General features: G+C 73.5%; 14 protein-coding genes and 2 pseudogenes. 11 read left to right on the plus strand and 5 right to left on the minus strand.

Annotation, left to right across the window (positions count from 1 at the left end; genetic code table 11):
* Positions 1 to 133: 133 nt before the first annotated feature.
* From paaA to paaE, 5 genes and pseudogenes are all read left to right on the plus strand, one after another.
* The gene (paaA, locus tag F7Q99_RS23045; protein ID WP_407697818.1) at positions 134 to 1,117 is read left to right on the plus strand and encodes a 1,2-phenylacetyl-CoA epoxidase subunit PaaA; all 984 of its coding nucleotides are present in this window, start codon (positions 134 to 136) and stop codon (positions 1,115 to 1,117) included.
* The gene (paaB, locus tag F7Q99_RS41385) at positions 1,114 to 1,407 is read left to right on the plus strand and encodes a 1,2-phenylacetyl-CoA epoxidase subunit PaaB (RefSeq protein ID WP_030234269.1); all 294 of its coding nucleotides are present in this window, start codon (positions 1,114 to 1,116) and stop codon (positions 1,405 to 1,407) included. The genes paaA and paaB overlap by 4 nt, the downstream gene beginning before the upstream one ends.
* Before the next feature lie 13 nt (positions 1,408 to 1,420).
* A complete protein-coding gene (paaC, locus tag F7Q99_RS23055) occupies positions 1,421 to 2,344 on the plus strand; it encodes a 1,2-phenylacetyl-CoA epoxidase subunit PaaC (protein WP_153464380.1) in 924 nt (307 codons plus the stop codon).
* A gap of 68 nt (positions 2,345 to 2,412) precedes the next feature.
* Positions 2,413 to 2,928: a PaaD-like zinc ribbon domain-containing protein gene (locus F7Q99_RS23060; protein WP_153466527.1), complete on the plus strand. Its 516-nt coding sequence runs from the start codon at positions 2,413 to 2,415 to the stop codon at positions 2,926 to 2,928.
* Positions 2,929 to 4,024, plus strand: a pseudogene (gene paaE, locus F7Q99_RS23065) (1,2-phenylacetyl-CoA epoxidase subunit PaaE). It abuts the gene before it with no gap.
* A 68-nt stretch (positions 4,025 to 4,092) separates the two neighbouring features.
* On the opposite strand, the gene F7Q99_RS23070 reads toward paaE, so the two are convergent.
* Both F7Q99_RS23070 and F7Q99_RS23075 read right to left on the minus strand, forming a co-directional pair.
* Complete coding sequence (locus F7Q99_RS23070) at positions 4,093 to 5,220, minus strand: NAD(P)-binding domain-containing protein (RefSeq protein ID WP_326847010.1); 1,128 nt, start codon at positions 5,218 to 5,220, stop codon at positions 4,093 to 4,095.
* Between the two features lie 85 nt (positions 5,221 to 5,305).
* Positions 5,306 to 5,677 (minus strand): YbjQ family protein, encoded by a 372-nt coding sequence (locus tag F7Q99_RS23075; RefSeq protein WP_153464382.1) that lies wholly within the window; start codon positions 5,675 to 5,677, stop codon positions 5,306 to 5,308.
* A gap of 123 nt (positions 5,678 to 5,800) precedes the next feature.
* Here F7Q99_RS23075 and F7Q99_RS23080 point away from each other — a divergent pair, with 123 nt between their 5' ends.
* The 4 genes and pseudogenes from F7Q99_RS23080 to F7Q99_RS23095 all read left to right on the plus strand — a co-directional run.
* On the plus strand, positions 5,801 to 6,733 hold the full coding sequence (locus F7Q99_RS23080; RefSeq protein WP_153464384.1) for a hypothetical protein: 933 nt from the start codon (positions 5,801 to 5,803) through the stop codon (positions 6,731 to 6,733).
* A gap of 43 nt (positions 6,734 to 6,776) precedes the next feature.
* Positions 6,777 to 7,289: a hypothetical protein gene (locus F7Q99_RS23085; RefSeq protein ID WP_230210297.1), complete on the plus strand. Its 513-nt coding sequence runs from the start codon at positions 6,777 to 6,779 to the stop codon at positions 7,287 to 7,289.
* Positions 7,290 to 7,338: 49 nt separating this feature from the next.
* Positions 7,339 to 8,097, plus strand: a complete 759-nt coding sequence (locus F7Q99_RS23090; protein ID WP_326847011.1) for an aminoacyl-tRNA hydrolase — start codon at positions 7,339 to 7,341, stop codon at positions 8,095 to 8,097.
* Between the two features lie 126 nt (positions 8,098 to 8,223).
* Positions 8,224 to 8,319, plus strand: a pseudogene (locus F7Q99_RS23095) (DNA-binding response regulator); the annotation flags it as partial.
* An 82-nt stretch (positions 8,320 to 8,401) separates the two neighbouring features.
* Here F7Q99_RS23095 and F7Q99_RS23100 read toward each other — a convergent pair.
* The 3 genes from F7Q99_RS23100 to modA form a co-directional block, all read right to left on the minus strand.
* Positions 8,402 to 9,466, minus strand: a complete 1,065-nt coding sequence (locus tag F7Q99_RS23100; RefSeq protein WP_153464386.1) for an ABC transporter ATP-binding protein — start codon at positions 9,464 to 9,466, stop codon at positions 8,402 to 8,404.
* Between the two features lie 97 nt (positions 9,467 to 9,563).
* Complete coding sequence (locus tag F7Q99_RS23105) at positions 9,564 to 10,364, minus strand: ABC transporter permease (RefSeq protein WP_326847248.1); 801 nt, start codon at positions 10,362 to 10,364, stop codon at positions 9,564 to 9,566.
* Between the two features lie 197 nt (positions 10,365 to 10,561).
* Positions 10,562 to 11,428 carry a molybdate ABC transporter substrate-binding protein gene (modA, locus tag F7Q99_RS23110; RefSeq protein WP_153464388.1) on the minus strand — a complete coding sequence of 289 codons (867 nt, stop codon included), beginning with the start codon at positions 11,426 to 11,428 and terminating at the stop codon, positions 10,562 to 10,564.
* Positions 11,429 to 11,853: 425 nt separating this feature from the next.
* On the opposite strand from modA, the gene F7Q99_RS23115 reads away from it, so the two are divergent.
* A complete protein-coding gene (locus F7Q99_RS23115) occupies positions 11,854 to 12,921 on the plus strand; it encodes an RNA ligase (ATP) (RefSeq protein WP_153464389.1) in 1,068 nt (355 codons plus the stop codon).
* Between the two features lie 136 nt (positions 12,922 to 13,057).
* Positions 13,058 to 14,434 (plus strand): cytochrome P450, encoded by a 1,377-nt coding sequence (locus F7Q99_RS23120; RefSeq protein WP_153464391.1) that lies wholly within the window; start codon positions 13,058 to 13,060, stop codon positions 14,432 to 14,434.
* Positions 14,435 to 14,662: the final 228 nt, after the last annotated feature.

Consider the following 14,662-nt stretch of genomic DNA (forward strand, 5'->3'; position numbering starts at 1 on the left):
TATGAAATCTGTTCGCTGTCATCTGTTCGCCGATCCCCCGTCCCTTGCCAGCCCGCCGCCTCCCCGCGCAGAATGGTACCGACCGAACGGTCAGTCGGTTGATGGCAGGATTCAAGGCAGGCGAGAGGGGACCGTGGTGACAGCAGAGGTGGCCGAACCGGTCCCCGCGAGCACGCAGGAGGACCTGTTCGAGGCGGTCATCGCCGCCGAGCAGCGGATCGAGCCCAGGGACTGGATGCCCGACGCCTACCGGGCCACCCTGATCCGCCAGATCGCTCAGCACGCGCACTCCGAGATCATCGGCATGCAGCCCGAGGGCAACTGGCTCACCAGAGCCCCCTCACTTCGCCGCAAGGCCATCCTCCTCGCCAAGGCCCAGGACGAGGCCGGCCACGGCCTCTACCTCTACGCCGCCGCCGAGACCCTGGGCGTCGACCGCGCGGAGCTGACCGAGAAGCTGATCTCCGGCCGCCAGAAGTACTCCTCGATCTTCAACTACCCGACCCTGACGTTCGCCGACGTCGGTGTGATCGGCTGGCTGGTCGACGGCGCGGCGATCTGCAACCAGGTGCCGCTCTGCCGCTGCAGCTACGGCCCGTACGCCCGCGCGATGGTCCGGATCTGCAAGGAGGAGTCCTTCCACCAGCGCCAGGGCTACGAGCTGCTCATGACCCTGATGCGTGGCACCGAGGCGCAGCGCCGCATGGTCCAGGACGCGGTGGACCGCTGGTGGTGGCCGTCGCTGATGATGTTCGGCCCCTCGGACGCCGACTCCCCGAACACCGCCCGCTCGATGGCCTGGCGGATCAAGCGCCACACCAACGACGAGCTGCGCCAGCGCTTCGTCGACATGACCGTCCCGCAGGCCGAGCACCTCGGCGTCACGCTTCCCGACCCCGAGCTGCGCTGGAACGAGGAGCGCGGCGGCTGGGACTTCGGCGAGCCGGACTGGTCCGAGCTGACGCGGGTCATCCGCGGCCAGGGCCCCTGCAACGCCCAGCGCGTCGAGCGCCGCCGGGCCGCCCACGAGGACGGCGCGTGGGTCCGCGAGGCGGCCGTCGCCTACGCCGCCAAGCGCAGCGCCGAGCAGCACACGGAAGAGGAGAACGGAAAGTGACCGAGTCCAAGGCCGGCTGGCCGCTGTACGAGGTGTTCGTGCGCCCCCGGCGAGGGCTGAACCACGTCCACGTCGGCTCGCTGCACGCGTCCGACGACCGGATGGCCCTGCTCGCCGCCCGCGACCTCTACACCCGTCGCAACGAGGGCGTCAGCCTCTGGGTGGTCCGCTCGGACGCGATCACCGCCTCCACCCCGGACGAGCGGGACCCGTTCTTCGAGCCCAGCGGCGACAAGGTCTACCGCCACCCGACCTTCTACGACATCCCCGAGGATGTCCCGCACATCTGACGGGGGAACCACCATGCACGACCACACCGCACCCGCCGCACACGGCGCATCCGCCGACGCCGACGACCACGTCTACCTCAGCCTCGCCGAGGCCACCCCCGGCCCCGAGGGCGAGGGCCGCTGGGCGTACGGAACGGGCTTCGCCGACCCGCTGCTCGGCGTGGACACCGCCCTGCCCCCCGGCCTGGACGGCGCCGACCTCGCCGCCTACTGCCTGATGCTCGGCGACGACGCCCTGATCCTCGCCCAGCGGCTGATCGAGTGGTGCACCCGGGCGCCCGAGCTGGAGGAGGAGGTCGCGCTCGCCAACCTCGGCCTCGACCTGCTCGGCCAGGCCCGCCTGCTGCTCACCCGGGCCGGCCAGGCGGACGGCTCCGGGCGCACCGAGGACGACCTGGCGTACTGGCGGGAGGAACACGAGTTCCGCAACGTCCGCCTGGTCGAGACCCCGAACGGCGACTTCGCGTACTCGATCGCCCGGCTGCTCCTGTTCGCCACCGCCCGCGGAGCGCTGTACGAGGCGCTGAGCACGCACCCGGACCCGGTGCTGGCGGCGGTCGCCGCGCGCGGCGTCAAGGAGCTGGCGTACCACCGCGAGTACGCCACCGCCTGGACGCTGCGCCTCGGCGACGGCACGCCGTACTCGTCGGCGCGGATGCAGGCAGGGCTGGACGCGGTGTGGCCGCTGCTGGAGGAGCTGTTCACGGCGCACCCGGTGGAGCTGCGGGCGGGCGTCGACCCGGCGACGCTGCGCGAACCGGTGCTGCGCTCGCTCGCCGCCGTCCTCGCCGAGGCCGGCCTGAAGCTGCCGGAGGTGCCGCCGCTGGCCACCGTCCTTGGCCGGGCCGGCCGGGACGGCGTGCACACCGAGGCGCTCGGTCCGCTGCTCGCGGAGCTCCAGGTGGTGGCCCGCGCACACCCGGGGGCGACGTGGTGACGCACACGGTGACGACCCGTGACCTGGCCTGGGAGACCGCCGCGGCCGTCCCGGACCCGGAGCTGCCCATGCTCACCCTGGCCGACCTGGGCGTGCTGGCCGGCGTCGAGGTGGACGACGGCAGCGGCACCGTGACCGCCTGGCTGACCCCGACCTACTCGGGCTGCCCCGCCGTCGCCGAGATGGCCGCCGATGTGGACCGGCGGCTGCGCGCGGCCGGCTACCGGGACGTCCGGGTCCGGCTGCGGCTGGACCCGCCGTGGTCCACCGACCTGATCACCGCCGAGGGCCGCCGCAAGCTCGCCGAGGCGGGCATCGCCCCGCCGCGCCCCACCTCCGCGGTCGCCGCGGCCGGGCCGGTCCCGCTCACCCTGAGCCCCACCCGCGCCGCCGCTCCCTCTGCCACCCCGGCTCCCGCCGCCGCCCGCGTCGCCGTGCCCGTGGCCGCTGTCGCCCCGGTGGCCTGCCCGCACTGCGGTGGCACCGACACGGAGGAGCTGTCCCGCTTCGGTTCCACCGCCTGCAAGGCGCTCTGGCGCTGCCGCGCCTGCCGCGAGCCGTTCGAACGCGTCAAGGAGATCTGAATGTCCGCCGCCCGCCCCGCCCGTCGCCCGAGCTTCCACCACCTGCAGATCGCCGAGGTGGAGCGGCTGTGCGAGGACGCCGTCGCGGTGACCTTCGCGGTGCCGGACGATCTCGCCGCGGAGTACGCCTTCCAGCCGGGGCAGACGCTGACGCTGCGCCAGGAGGTGAACGGCTGCGACGAGCGTCGCTCGTACTCGATCTGCGCCCCCGTCGGCGGCCCGCTGCGGATCGGCGTCCGGGAGGTGCCGGGCGGCCTGTTCTCCCGTCGGCTGGTGCGGGAGGCCCGGGTCGGTGACGAACTGGAGGTGCTGACGCCCTCCGGTCTGTTCACCCCCGAGCTCGGCGTCTCCGCCGACCACGTGCTGCTCGCGGCCGGCTCCGGCATCACCCCGATGCTGTCGATCGCCTCCTCCGTGCTGGCCGCCGACCGCGCCTCGACCGTCACCCTCATCTACGGCAACCGGCGCAGCGACACGGTCATGTTCGCCGACGAGCTGGCCGACCTGAAGGACCGCTACCTCGGCCGCTTCCAGCTGGTCCACGTGCTGTCCCGGGAGACCAGGGACGCCGAACTGCTCAGCGGCCGCCTGGATCCCGAGCGGGTGCGGGCGCTGCTGGGCGCGCTGGTGGACGTCGAGACGGTCGGACACTGGTGGCTGTGCGGGCCGTTCGGCATGGTCGCCGGGGCGAAGGAGCTGCTCGCCGGTCTGGGCGTGCCGGCGGAGCGCGTGCACCAGGAGCTGTTCCACGCCGAGGACGAGCCGATCGTGGAGCGCGCGGACGAACGGGACGCGGCCGACGCGGCGGACGGCGGCGCGCACAGCGAGGTCACCGTCGTCCTCGACGGCCGCGGCAGCACGCTCACCCTCCCGTGCGACCGCTCGATCCTGGACGGTGCCCAGCGTTCCCGGCCCGACCTGCCGTTCGCCTGCAAGGGCGGGGTCTGCGGCACCTGCCGCGCGCTCGTCACCGAGGGTGAGGTGGAGATGCGCCGCAACTTCGCGTTGGAGGAGAAGGAGGTGGCCGCCGGCTACGTCCTCACCTGCCAGGGCCCGCCCGCTGACCGACCGGGTGACCGTCGACTACGACCGCTGACATGCCGCCGGTGCTGCCCGCGTTCCGCGCGTCGCCCGCGTCTTCGGACAGGTCGGGCCGGCGGATGATCAGGCCATGACCGGGGCCGGGAGCTTCGCCGGATCGCCGAGGAGGCGGACGAGGTCGTTGACGGCGGCGCGGCCGGCGCGGTTCGCGCCGATCGTGCTCGCCGACGGACCGTAGCCGACCAGGTGGACGCGAGGGTCGGCGATGGCCCGGGTGCCGGTGAGAGCGATCCCGCCGCCCGGGGAGCGCAGTCCGAGCGGAGCCAGGTGTCCCACCTCGGGGCGGAAGCCGGTGGCCCACACGATGGCGTCCACGGCCAACTCGTCGTCCTCCCAGGCCACCCCGCGCTCGGTGAGCCGGTCGAACATCGGGCGGCGGTGCAGCGCGCCCAGCTCCTCCGCGCGCCGGTAGGCGACGGACGGGCCGAGCCCGGTCACGCTCACCACACTGCGCACAGGCAGGCCCTGGCGGACCCGCTCCTCGACCTTGGCGACCACCGCGCGCCCGTACTCGGGGGTGAACGGCCCGTCATGGTAGACCGGCGGCGTCCGGGTGACCCAGACCGTCTCGCCGACCGCCGCGACCTCCGACAGCACCTGGATCGCAGATGCGCCGCCGCCCACCACCAGGACCCGCTTGCCGGCGAACTCCTCCGGGCCGCGGTACTCGGCGTAGTGCAGCTGCCGGCCGGCGTAGTGGCCCGGGCAGTGCGGGACGAAGGGGCGGGTCCAGGTGCCGGTGGCGTTGATCAGCGCCCGGGTGGACCAGGTGCCGTGGTCGGTCTCGACCAGCAGCCGGGAGTCCGGGCGGTCCGACTCGGCGCGCACCGTGCGGACGCTGACGGGGCGCACGACGGGGAGCGCGTGCCTGGCCTCGTACGCCTCGAAGTACCCCGGCACCACCTCGCGGGCGGGGGCCTGCGGGTCGGGCGCGGGCAGGACGGCGTCGGGCAGGTCGTGGAAGCCGTGCACGGTGGCCATCCGTAGCGACGGCGCGCGGTGCGCCCAGGCGCCGCCCGGGCCGGTACCTGCGTCGAGCACCACGAAGCCGCCGTCCGTGCCGGCCCGGTAGGGGGCGAAGCCGCGGCGGCGCAGGTGGTAGGCGGCGGACAATCCCGCCTGCCCTGCGCCCACCACCAGCACGTCCACCTGCCGCTGCGACCTGTCGTTGGTTGCACCGTAAACAGTCACGCCGATGAAACATCAGGGGTGCGGCACGTGTTCCCGTGTCGAAGCGCAGGGCCGGGGCAGTCGGAGCGGAAGGCAGACGGGGCCGTCAGGCGGCCGGGGAGATCACCACGGCCGTGCCGTACGCGCAGACCTCCGTACCCGCGTCCGCCGCGTCCGTCACGTCGAAGCGCATCATCAGCACCGCGTTTCCGCCACGCGCCCGGGTCTGCTCGACCAGCCGCTGCATCGCCTCGTTCCGGCTCTCCACCAGGGTCTTCGTCAGACCCTTCAGCTCGCCGCCGACCAGCGACTTCAACCCGGCGCCGATCTGGCTGCCGATGTGCCGGCTGCGCACGGTCAGGCCGAACACCTCGCCGATCACGTGGTCGACCCGGAATCCGGGGATGTCGTTGGTGGTCACGACCAGGACGTCGGCGTTCGGGCCCTGCCCGCCGCCGTACTCGTTGATGTCAGCCATGGGCCCATCCTGCCGGTGTCGTGGGTGCGGGTGACCGAAGCGTGGCCGGGGCGTGGCCGAGAAGGGATCGGGAAGCTGCTTCAGACCGGTGATCGGGCGGCCGAAAAGCCGTACCGTAGCCCCATGGGCGAGCGAAGTGATCATCCACAGGGGCCGGGCGCGGCGGAGGACTCCGGTGCGCAGGAGATCGAGGCGACGGTGGTGCTGAGCCTGCGGATCACCGACTGGCCGGCGCTGCGCGCCGCGGCGATCGCGGCCGTGGAAGAACTGGACCTCGACGGCATCGACCCGGCCGGCCAGCGCCGCGAGCTGCTGCGCGAGGTGGCCGAGGACGCCAACGCGGCGCTCGGCGCGCTGCTGCACCCGGACCGGCTGGTGGCCGCGATCCCGGGTGTCGAGGCGATCGGCGGCACGTTGGAGATCAGTGTCACCGAGGACTTCGCGCCGGACTTCGCCGAGCTGTTCCCGCTGGACGGCGACGAGGAGGACGGCGGCGGCGCGGGCGCGGACTGGACCCTCACCCCGCGCACCGCCTGCCTCCTCCACGCGCAGCTGATCGGCCTGGCCGACGCCGCCTACGACGACCTGGACGAGCACGGGGACGACCCCGTCCTCGAGGGCGAGGACGCCGACTGGACGGTCTTCGCCCGGCTGCCCCAGCGCACCTGGCGGCTGCACCGCGGTTGGCGCCGCGCGATGGCCCGGACCTTCGACGACCTGGCCGACGACCTCGCGCTCGGCGAGTGGCCGCTGCCGCGCTGCCTGGCCGAGGAGATCGCGCTGCGGATGGCCCTCCTCGACGCCCGCTCGCTGCTCGGCGCGCAGCCCGAGTCGGTGGCCGACATGATGGGCGACCTGCCCGCCGACCTCTACGACTACGACTGGGACGGCTGCCACGACGAGCTGTTCGGCGTCTACGGCCCGGACGACGGGGACCCGGAGCTCGACGCCGAGCAGCGCACCGAGCAACTGCTCGCGGCGACCCATCCGGAGGGCTGGTTCCTGGCCTACGAGGACGCGGAGGAGCGCGACGCCCAGCGCGGCTACCGGCGCTGACCGTCGTCCGGCGGGCCTCCGGGGCGACGGCTAGGCTGCGGGCATGTCCGATGTACCTGATGTGCGTGAGATGTCCGGCAGGTCAGGCCTGCAGTCGGGCGCGGACGACCCGGTGCTCGCCCGGATCGCGCTCGGGCTGGACGGCGTGCAGGCGGCGCAGCGCGGACGGACGGCCGAGGCGCGGGCCAGCTTCGAGGCGCTGTGGGAGGCGCTTGGCGAGCGTGGCGACGTCTTCCACCGTTGCGTACTCGCCCACTACCTGGCCGACCTGCAGGACGACCCGCGGGCCGAGCTGGAGTGGGACCGCCGGGCGCTGGCCGCCGCCGACTCGCTGACCGCCGAGCGGGCCCAGACGTACGAGTCGGCCCATCAGGTGCGGGCGTTCTACCCGTCGCTGCACCTCAACCTGGCGTCCGACCACCTCAAGCTGGGCGAGCCCGACCTCGCCCGCGAGCAGCTGGAACGTGCCGTCCGCAGCCTGGACGTCCTGCCGGAGTACGACTACGGCGCGGGTATCCGCGCGGCCGTCGACGAGCTGCGGCAGCGCCTGCGCTGAGCCGGACCTGCCGTGATCACGGACCCGGGCAGGCTGGCATGCTGGACGGGTGACTTCTCCGTTCGATGCGCCGGCCGCCGGCTCCGCTTCCGTTTCCGCTCCCGATTCTGTTCCTGCCCCCGCTCCCGCTCCCGCTCCCGATGACCGCGATGCGCGGGAGCAGTACGTACTGCCGCTGGTCGTGCGGCTGGAGCGGGCCACGCCGCCCGGGCGGACGGACGCACTGGAGACGTCGGCCCGGGCGGTCCTCACGCTGCTGGCCGACCCGCGGGTCACCGAGCCGGACGGCGAGTGGGCCGAGCGGGTCGCTGCCTGGGAGGACGCCCGCATCCGCAAGGTGGTCCGGCGAGCCCGGGGCGGGGAGTGGCGGCGCGCGGGCGAATTGCCGGGGATCACCGTGCGGGGGCGGGAGGCCGAGGTACGGGTGTTCCCGCCGGTCCCGCTGGACGGCTGGCCGAAGGACCTCGCCAAGCTCCAGGTCTCCGGGACGGACCTGGAGGAGACCGCCGAGCTCGGGGCCCCCGAGCCAGGTGTCCCGGTGCTCTGGCTCAACCCGGAGCTGGAGATGAGCGCCGGCAAGACGATGGCCCAGACCGGCCACGCCGCCCAGCTCGCCTGGTGGCGGCTGGACGAGGCGCAGCGCAAGGAGTGGGCGGAGACCGGATTCGCGCTCGCGGTCCGGACGCCTGCGCCGGAGGTGTGGGCGGAGCTTGAAGTGAGCGGTCTGCCGGTGGTCCGGGACGCGGGCTTCACCGAGATCGCGCCGGGGAGCTGCACGGTGATCGCGGAGCACCCGGGGCTGCGGTAGGTGTGCGTCGCGTAGAGGCCCGCCCGGTCGGGGAGGAACTGGCCGGCCTCGCGAACTCCCGGCATCGCCGCCAGAAAGGTGGTGCCGAGGAACAGCATCGGCGGGAGCACCCCGAGGGCGGCGCCGCACGTGAGCAGCGTCCTGGCGAAGCTCGGTGCGCGGGACCGCACCCAGGCGGTGATCGCCGCGTACGAGTCCGGGTTCGTCGAACCGTCGGAGTAGTGCCGCCCGGAGTGGCGCCTGGTCGAGCCGGGTCCGATGTGCCTGCTCAGGGCTGCGTCGGTCGGTCGGTGGGCAGGTCAGGTCAGGCCGGATAGGCGTGCGTCTGGGCGGCCTTGACGGACGCCCACACCGTCGTGCCGGGCGCCAGGTCGAGCTCCGCGACGGCGGCCGGGGTGACGTCCGCGGTCATCGGCAGGTCGCCGGTGAGATCGGCGCGGACCTGGTCGCCGTGCAGGTCCAGGCCGGTGACCTTGGCCTCCCACACGTTGCGCGCGCTGGAGTCGGGCCGCTCCCGGTGCAGCGTCACCGCGGACGGCGGGAAGGCGACGAACGCCGGGCCGGACAGCTCTTCGGTGGTGGCCAGTGCCGTGCCGTCCGCCAGCGTGACCCGGCGGCCTTCGGCCTGCCCCTGGTACAGGTTGAGGCCGACCAGGCGGGCGATGTAGTCGGTGCGCGGCCGCCGGGCGATCTCCGCCGGGGTGCCGGACTGCACCTCGCGGCCGCCCTCGATCACCACCAGCCGGTCGGCCAGCACCATGGCGTCCAGCGGGTCGTGCGTGACCAGCACCGCCACCGCCTCGAACTCGGTGAGGTGGCGCCGGAGTTGGGAACGCACGTCGAGGCGGGTCCGGGCGTCCAGGGCGGCGAGCGGCTCGTCCAGCAGGAGCAGCCGGGGGCGGACGGCCAGGGCCCGGGCGAGGGCCACCCGCTGCGCCTGGCCGCCGGAGAGGCTGCCGGGGCGGGCGCCGGCGTGGTCGGCCAGGCCCATCCGCTCCAGCCAGGCGGCGGCCTCGGCCCGGGCGGCGCGCCTGGGGCGGCCCTGGCAGCGCGGGCCGAAGGCGACGTTGTCGAGCGCGCTGAGGTGGGGGAAGAGCAGGTAGTCCTGGAACACCACGCCGACGGGGCGCTCCTCGGCGGGGGTGTGAAGGTGCCGGCGCGGGTCCGCCAGGAGCCGGCCGTCCAGGCGCAGGTGGCCGCCGGTGAGCGGGAGCAGCCCGGCGAGGGCGCGCAGGGCGGTGGACTTGCCGGCGCCGTTCGGGCCGAGCAGGGCGATCACCTCGCCGGGCGCGGCGGTGAGCGCGAGGTCGAGCGTGAACGCGGCGCGGTCCACCCGGAGCCGGGCGTCGAGGGCGGGGGCGGTGCTCATGAGGCGTGCGTCCAGGGGGTCGGGGCGGTCGCGGTCGCGGGGTCCGCCGTTACGCGGGTGGGCCGTCGCGAGGGTCGGCCGTTACAAGGCTCGGCCGTCACGGTGTCGACATCCAGCGGTCGCGCAGGCCGGCCAGGACCGCGACGGAGACGACCAGCAGGACCAGGGAGAGCGCGATCGCCGCCTCCGGGTCGGACTCCATGGCCAGATAGACGGCGAGCGGCATGGTCTGCGTCCGGCCCGGGAAGTTGCCCGCGAAGGTGATCGTCGCACCGAACTCGCCGAGCGCCCGGGCCCACGCCAGGACGGCCCCGGCGGCGATGCCCGGGGCGATCAGCGGCAGCGTGACGCGGCCGAACGCGGTAAGCCGGGACGCGCCGAGCGTCGCGGCGGCCTCCTCGTAGCGGGGGTCGGCGGCCCGCAGGGAGCCCTCGACGCTGATCACCAGGAACGGCATCGCCACGAACGCCTCGGCGATGACCACTCCGGTGGTGGTGAAGGGCAGGGTGACGCCGAACGTCGAGTCCAGCCAGGAGCCGACGATTCCGCGCCGGCCGAGGACCAGCAGCAGCGCCACACCGCCGACCACCGGCGGCAGCACCAGCGGCAGCGTGACCAGGGCGCGGATCACCCGTCGGCCTGGCAGCTCGGTGCGGGCGAGCAGCCAGGCCAGCGGGACGCCGAGGACCAGCGACACCGCGGTGGCCGCCGTCGCGCAGACCAGCGACAGGCGCAGGGCCTCCCACACGGCGGTGCTGGTGAGCTGGTCGGACAGGGTGCTCCAGGGGGCCCGGACCAGCAGACCGACCAGCGGGAGGGTCAGGAACGCCAGCCCGAGCAGCGCCGGGAGCAGCAGCGTGACCGGGACGCGTTGCGGATGCCGCCGTCGGCGTGGCACGGCTTTCGGGGCTCGTGTCCGGCGGGGCTGGTGGGCGTCGGGGTTGTCGAGCCTGTCGGGGGCGTCGGTTTCACCCCGGCTGCTGGGGTCGCCGGGGTGGCCGGGATTGTCCGGGGGGCTGGACTTGCCGGCCCCGGGGGCGCCCCCACGGTCGTCCCCGGGGCCGGTGTCGGTGCCCGTGCCGGTGGTGCGGTCGTTCACGGGGCCTGGAAGCCCGCCGCGCCCAGCACCTGCTTGGCCTCGGGTGACTGGACGTACGCGACGAACGCGGTCGCGCCGTCCTTGTTCGGCGCCTTGGCCAGCGCGGCGATCGGGTAGTCGTTCACGGCCTTGTCGGCCTCGGGGAAGTCCACGCCGTCGATCTTCCCGGCATCGGCCTTCACGTCGGTGCGGTACACGAGCGAGGCGTCGACCTCACCGAGCTCGACCTTGGTGAGGGCGCCCTTGACGTCCTGCTCCAGGGTGACCGGGGTGAGGTTGACGCCTGCGGCCTTGAGCGCGGTCAGCGCGGCGGCGCCGCAGGGCACCTCCTTCGCGCAGAGCGCGACCTTGACGCCGGAGGCGGTGAGGCCGTTCAGGCCCGTGATGTGCTTGGGGTTGCCCTTGGGTACGGCGATGGTGAGCGTGTTCTTGACGAAGGTCGCCGGCTGACCGCTCGCGCCGCCCGCGTCGGTGACGGTCTTCATGGTGGCCGGGCTCGCGGCGGCGAACACGTCGGCCGGGGCACCGGAGTTGATGCTGGTGGCGAGGCTGGAGCTGCCGCCGAAGTTGAACGTGACCTTGGCGCCCGGGTTCGCGGCCTCGAACCTCTTGCCCAGCTCGGTGAAGGTCTCCTTGAGCGAGGCGGCGGCGAAGACGGTGATGTCGCCGGAGGCCTTCGGGACGCTGCCGCCGGCCGACCCGCCTGCGGACGGCGAGGCCGCCGAGCCGGACGGCGCTGAGGATGTGCTGCCGGAGGCAGTACTACCGCCGTCGCTGCCGCAGGCGGTGACCCCGAGGCTGAGGGCAAGGGCCGCAGCGGCGGCGACGGCGAGTCTGCGGGTGGTGGTCGTGCGGTGGCTCATCGGTGCTTCCCCTCCTGGGCGCGCGCCGGAAGGGGCGCGGGGACGAACCGCAGGTGCGGCCATTACGGCGATCATAGTGCCGCAAATGCGAGTGAGAAATCGCCTGTCGCATTGCACAGGCGCGGTTGATCGCGGTGTTTGCCCGGCTGTGGGAAGGCTCAAACATGCCCGGACGGGCAGCGCGGGGGCGCGGACCGGGGTGCGAGCTGGGCACGGGTCGACCGTGAGACGGAACGGCCCTGCGCGCCCGGCAATCGCGTCGTCGGATTCGCCTCGCCGGAAATTGCGTCGCGCCGGGCGGCCCGAGCGGACAGAGTGGTGGCCGACCGTGTTCAAGCCGATCGGCTGTGCTCAGGCCGACGGCTGTGGTTCAGGCCTACCGGCGGTGAGCGCCGAGCCGAGCCAGGGGGAGGAGTCCATCCGTCATGTCCACACTTCGAGTCACCGCCGAGAAGTTGATCATCCTGGAGCACCCGAATGCCGACGCCCTTGAGCTCGCGCAGGTCGGCCTCTACCGGGCGGTGGTCGCGAAGGGCGTGTACCGGACCGGCGACTACGCCGTCTACATCCCCGAACAGTCCGTCCTCCCCGCTGAGTTGATCGATGAGCTGGGCCTGACCGGCAAGCTGGCCGGCAGCGGCGCGGACCGGGTGAAGGCCGTCCGGCTGCGCGGCGAGCTGTCGCAGGGCATCGTCTGCCGCCCGTCCGCGCTGGCCGAAACCGACCTGGCCGCCGCCGCCGAGAGCGGCGAGGACTTCGCCGAGACGCTCGGGGTCGTCAAGTGGCAGCCGCCGATCCCGACGTCGATGAACGGCGACGTAGTCAGCGCGCCCGACCTGCTGCCCTGGGTGGACATCGAGAACCTCAAGCGCTACCCGGACGTCTTCGAAGCCGGCGAGCCGGTCGTCCTGACCGAGAAGCTGCACGGCAGCTGCTGCCTGGTCACCTACGTCGCCGCCACCGGTGAGGTGCAGGTCTCGTCCAAGGGCATCGGCGCGCAGGGGCTCGCGCTGGCCGAGGACGAGCGCAACCTGTACTGGCGTGCGGTGCGCGCCCACGACATACCGGCCGTTGCGGCCCGGCTGGCCGAACGGCTCGGCGCCGAGCGGGTCGGCATCTTCGGTGAGGTCTTCGGCGCCGGCGTCCAGGACCTGACGTACGGCGCGTCCGGCCGGGTCGAACTGCCCGGCTACGCCGCGTTCGACGTGTCCGCCGTCGTCGACGGGCAGCTGCGCTGGCTGCCGGCCGCCGAACTGCTGGAGGGCGAACTGCCGTTGGTGCCAGAGCTGTGGCGCGGGCCGTTCGACCCGGACACCGTCCTGGCACTCGCCCAGGGCAAGGAGACCGTCTCCGGGCGTGAACTGCACCTGCGGGAGGGCGTGGTGATCCGGCCGGTGACCGAGCGCTGGAGCATGGTGGTCGGCGGCCGAGCGATCGCCAAGGTCGTCAGCGACGCCTACCTGACCCGCAAGGGCGGGACCGAGTACGAGTAGAAACACCCGGATCCGCCGGCAAGGGCGGGGCGGAGGGGCGGGCGCGATCCGATCGGTGTCCGCCTCTCCTGAGCCCTTCCGCCGCTGATCGAACGTCAGTTAGGTTGGTTGGCCTCCCCGCGCAGAAGGAGACCCGATGACCACCGCCATCGCCACCGCCCCCCGCTCGATACCCGGCCCGCCCGGGCTGCCCCTGATCGGATCGGGGCTCGACCTCGGCCGCCGACCGCTGCGCACCCTGCGCGCCGCCCGCCACGACTACGGCGACGTGGTCCGCTTCCGCGTGGGGCCGGTCGGGCTGGGAATGGACCTCGTCGCGGTGTTCTCCCCGGAGGGCGCCCACCAGGTGCTGGCCGGCGAGTCCGCCAACTTCCGCAAGGAGAACGCCTTATACGACGAGCTGCGGACCAGCGTCGGCAACGGCCTGCTGACCAGCCAGGACGGCGAGTACCAGCGCCAGCGCCGGCTCATCCAGCCGCTGTTCACCCGCCGCCGCGTCGACGGCTACGCGGACGCGATCGCCCTGGAGACGCAGGCGCTCGCGGAACGCTGGCACGCGGTGCCCGAGGGAGTCGTGGACGCTGCGGACGAGATGTCGCGGTTCGCGCTGCGCACGGTGTCGCGGATCCTGTTCGGCGCCGACGTGGAGGAAGCGGTGGCGGTCGTGCACCGCAGTTTCCCGGTGCTCGGCGAGTACGTCCAGGACCGGGGCGTCGCCCCGATCCGTCTGCCACGGCACTGGCCGACCCGCGCCAACCGGCGTGGCACCGAGGCCCAGCGGGCGCTGTACGCGGTCTGCGACCGGATCATCGCCGAGCGGGCCGCGCGCGGCGAGGCCGACGACAAGGCGGACGACCTGCTGGGGCTGCTGCGCCGGGCCCGCGGCGAGGACGGGGAGCAGCTCGACCCGGCCGAACTCCGCGACCAGGTCCTGGTGTTCCTGCTCGCCGGGCACGAGACCACCGCGACGTCGCTCGCCTTCGCCCTGCACCTGCTCGCGGGGCACCCCGAGCAACGCCGCCTCGCCCAGGAGGAGGCGGACGCGGTGCTCGCCGGCCGCGCGCCGATCGCCTCGGACCTGGAGGCGCTGCCGTACGTCACCCGGGTGCTGAAGGAGGCGATGCGCCTCTATCCGGCGGCGTCGCTGATCGGGCGGCGCTCGGTGGCCGAGACGGTCATCGGCGGGCACGTCGTCCCGGGCGGCTCCCAGGTGCTCGTCGTGCCGTGGGTCACCCACCGCCACCCCGACCACTGGGAGGAGCCGGACCGCTTCGACCCGGACCGCTTCCTGCCCGAGCGGGAGAAGGCCCGGCACCGGTACGCCTGGTTGCCGTTCGGCGGCGGGCCGCGGGCGTGCATCGGGCAGCACTTCTCGATGCTGGAGGCGGTGCTGGCACTGGCCATGCTGCTGCGGGACTTCGATGTGGACGTGGTGGACCGGCGGGTGGCGATCGGCCAGGGCATCACGCTCCGGGCGGCGAGCCCCATGCGGATCCGGGTGACGGCGCGGTAGGCCGGCGACAGATTTCAGCGGACAGATGACGGATTTCAGACTCTGTCATCTGTCCGCTGTCATCTGTTCGTTGAAACCTGTTCGCCGGTCATGACCCGCACGTGTGCCTCGCGCGGATACACGACTGCCCCATTCGAGCACACCGCCCTCACATTGCGGGTAGCTTTTCGGATCTTCAGGTGGCCGATTCCGGCCGCTCGATAGCGTCCCACGCGCCCCAGACCGGAA

This window comes from Streptomyces kaniharaensis (assembly GCF_009569385.1).
Classification (GTDB): Bacteria; Actinomycetota; Actinomycetes; order Streptomycetales; family Streptomycetaceae; genus Kitasatospora; species Kitasatospora kaniharaensis.

Coding starts and splice junctions, on each gene's coding strand:
- modA (WP_153464388.1), bottom strand. CDS start 11,428: ATGAGCCACCGCACGACCACCACCCGCAGACTCGCCGTCGCCGCCGCT.
- F7Q99_RS23100 (WP_153464386.1), bottom strand. CDS start 9,466: ATGAGCACCGCCCCCGCCCTCGACGCCCGGCTCCGGGTGGACCGCGCC.
- paaC (WP_153464380.1), top strand. CDS start 1,421: ATGCACGACCACACCGCACCCGCCGCACACGGCGCATCCGCCGACGCC.
- F7Q99_RS23060 (WP_153466527.1), top strand. CDS start 2,413: ATGCTCACCCTGGCCGACCTGGGCGTGCTGGCCGGCGTCGAGGTGGAC.
- F7Q99_RS23120 (WP_153464391.1), top strand. CDS start 13,058: ATGACCACCGCCATCGCCACCGCCCCCCGCTCGATACCCGGCCCGCCC.
- F7Q99_RS23075 (WP_153464382.1), bottom strand. CDS start 5,677: ATGGCTGACATCAACGAGTACGGCGGCGGGCAGGGCCCGAACGCCGAC.
- F7Q99_RS23080 (WP_153464384.1), top strand. CDS start 5,801: ATGGGCGAGCGAAGTGATCATCCACAGGGGCCGGGCGCGGCGGAGGAC.
- F7Q99_RS23085 (WP_230210297.1), top strand. CDS start 6,777: ATGTCCGATGTACCTGATGTGCGTGAGATGTCCGGCAGGTCAGGCCTG.
- F7Q99_RS23115 (WP_153464389.1), top strand. CDS start 11,854: ATGTCCACACTTCGAGTCACCGCCGAGAAGTTGATCATCCTGGAGCAC.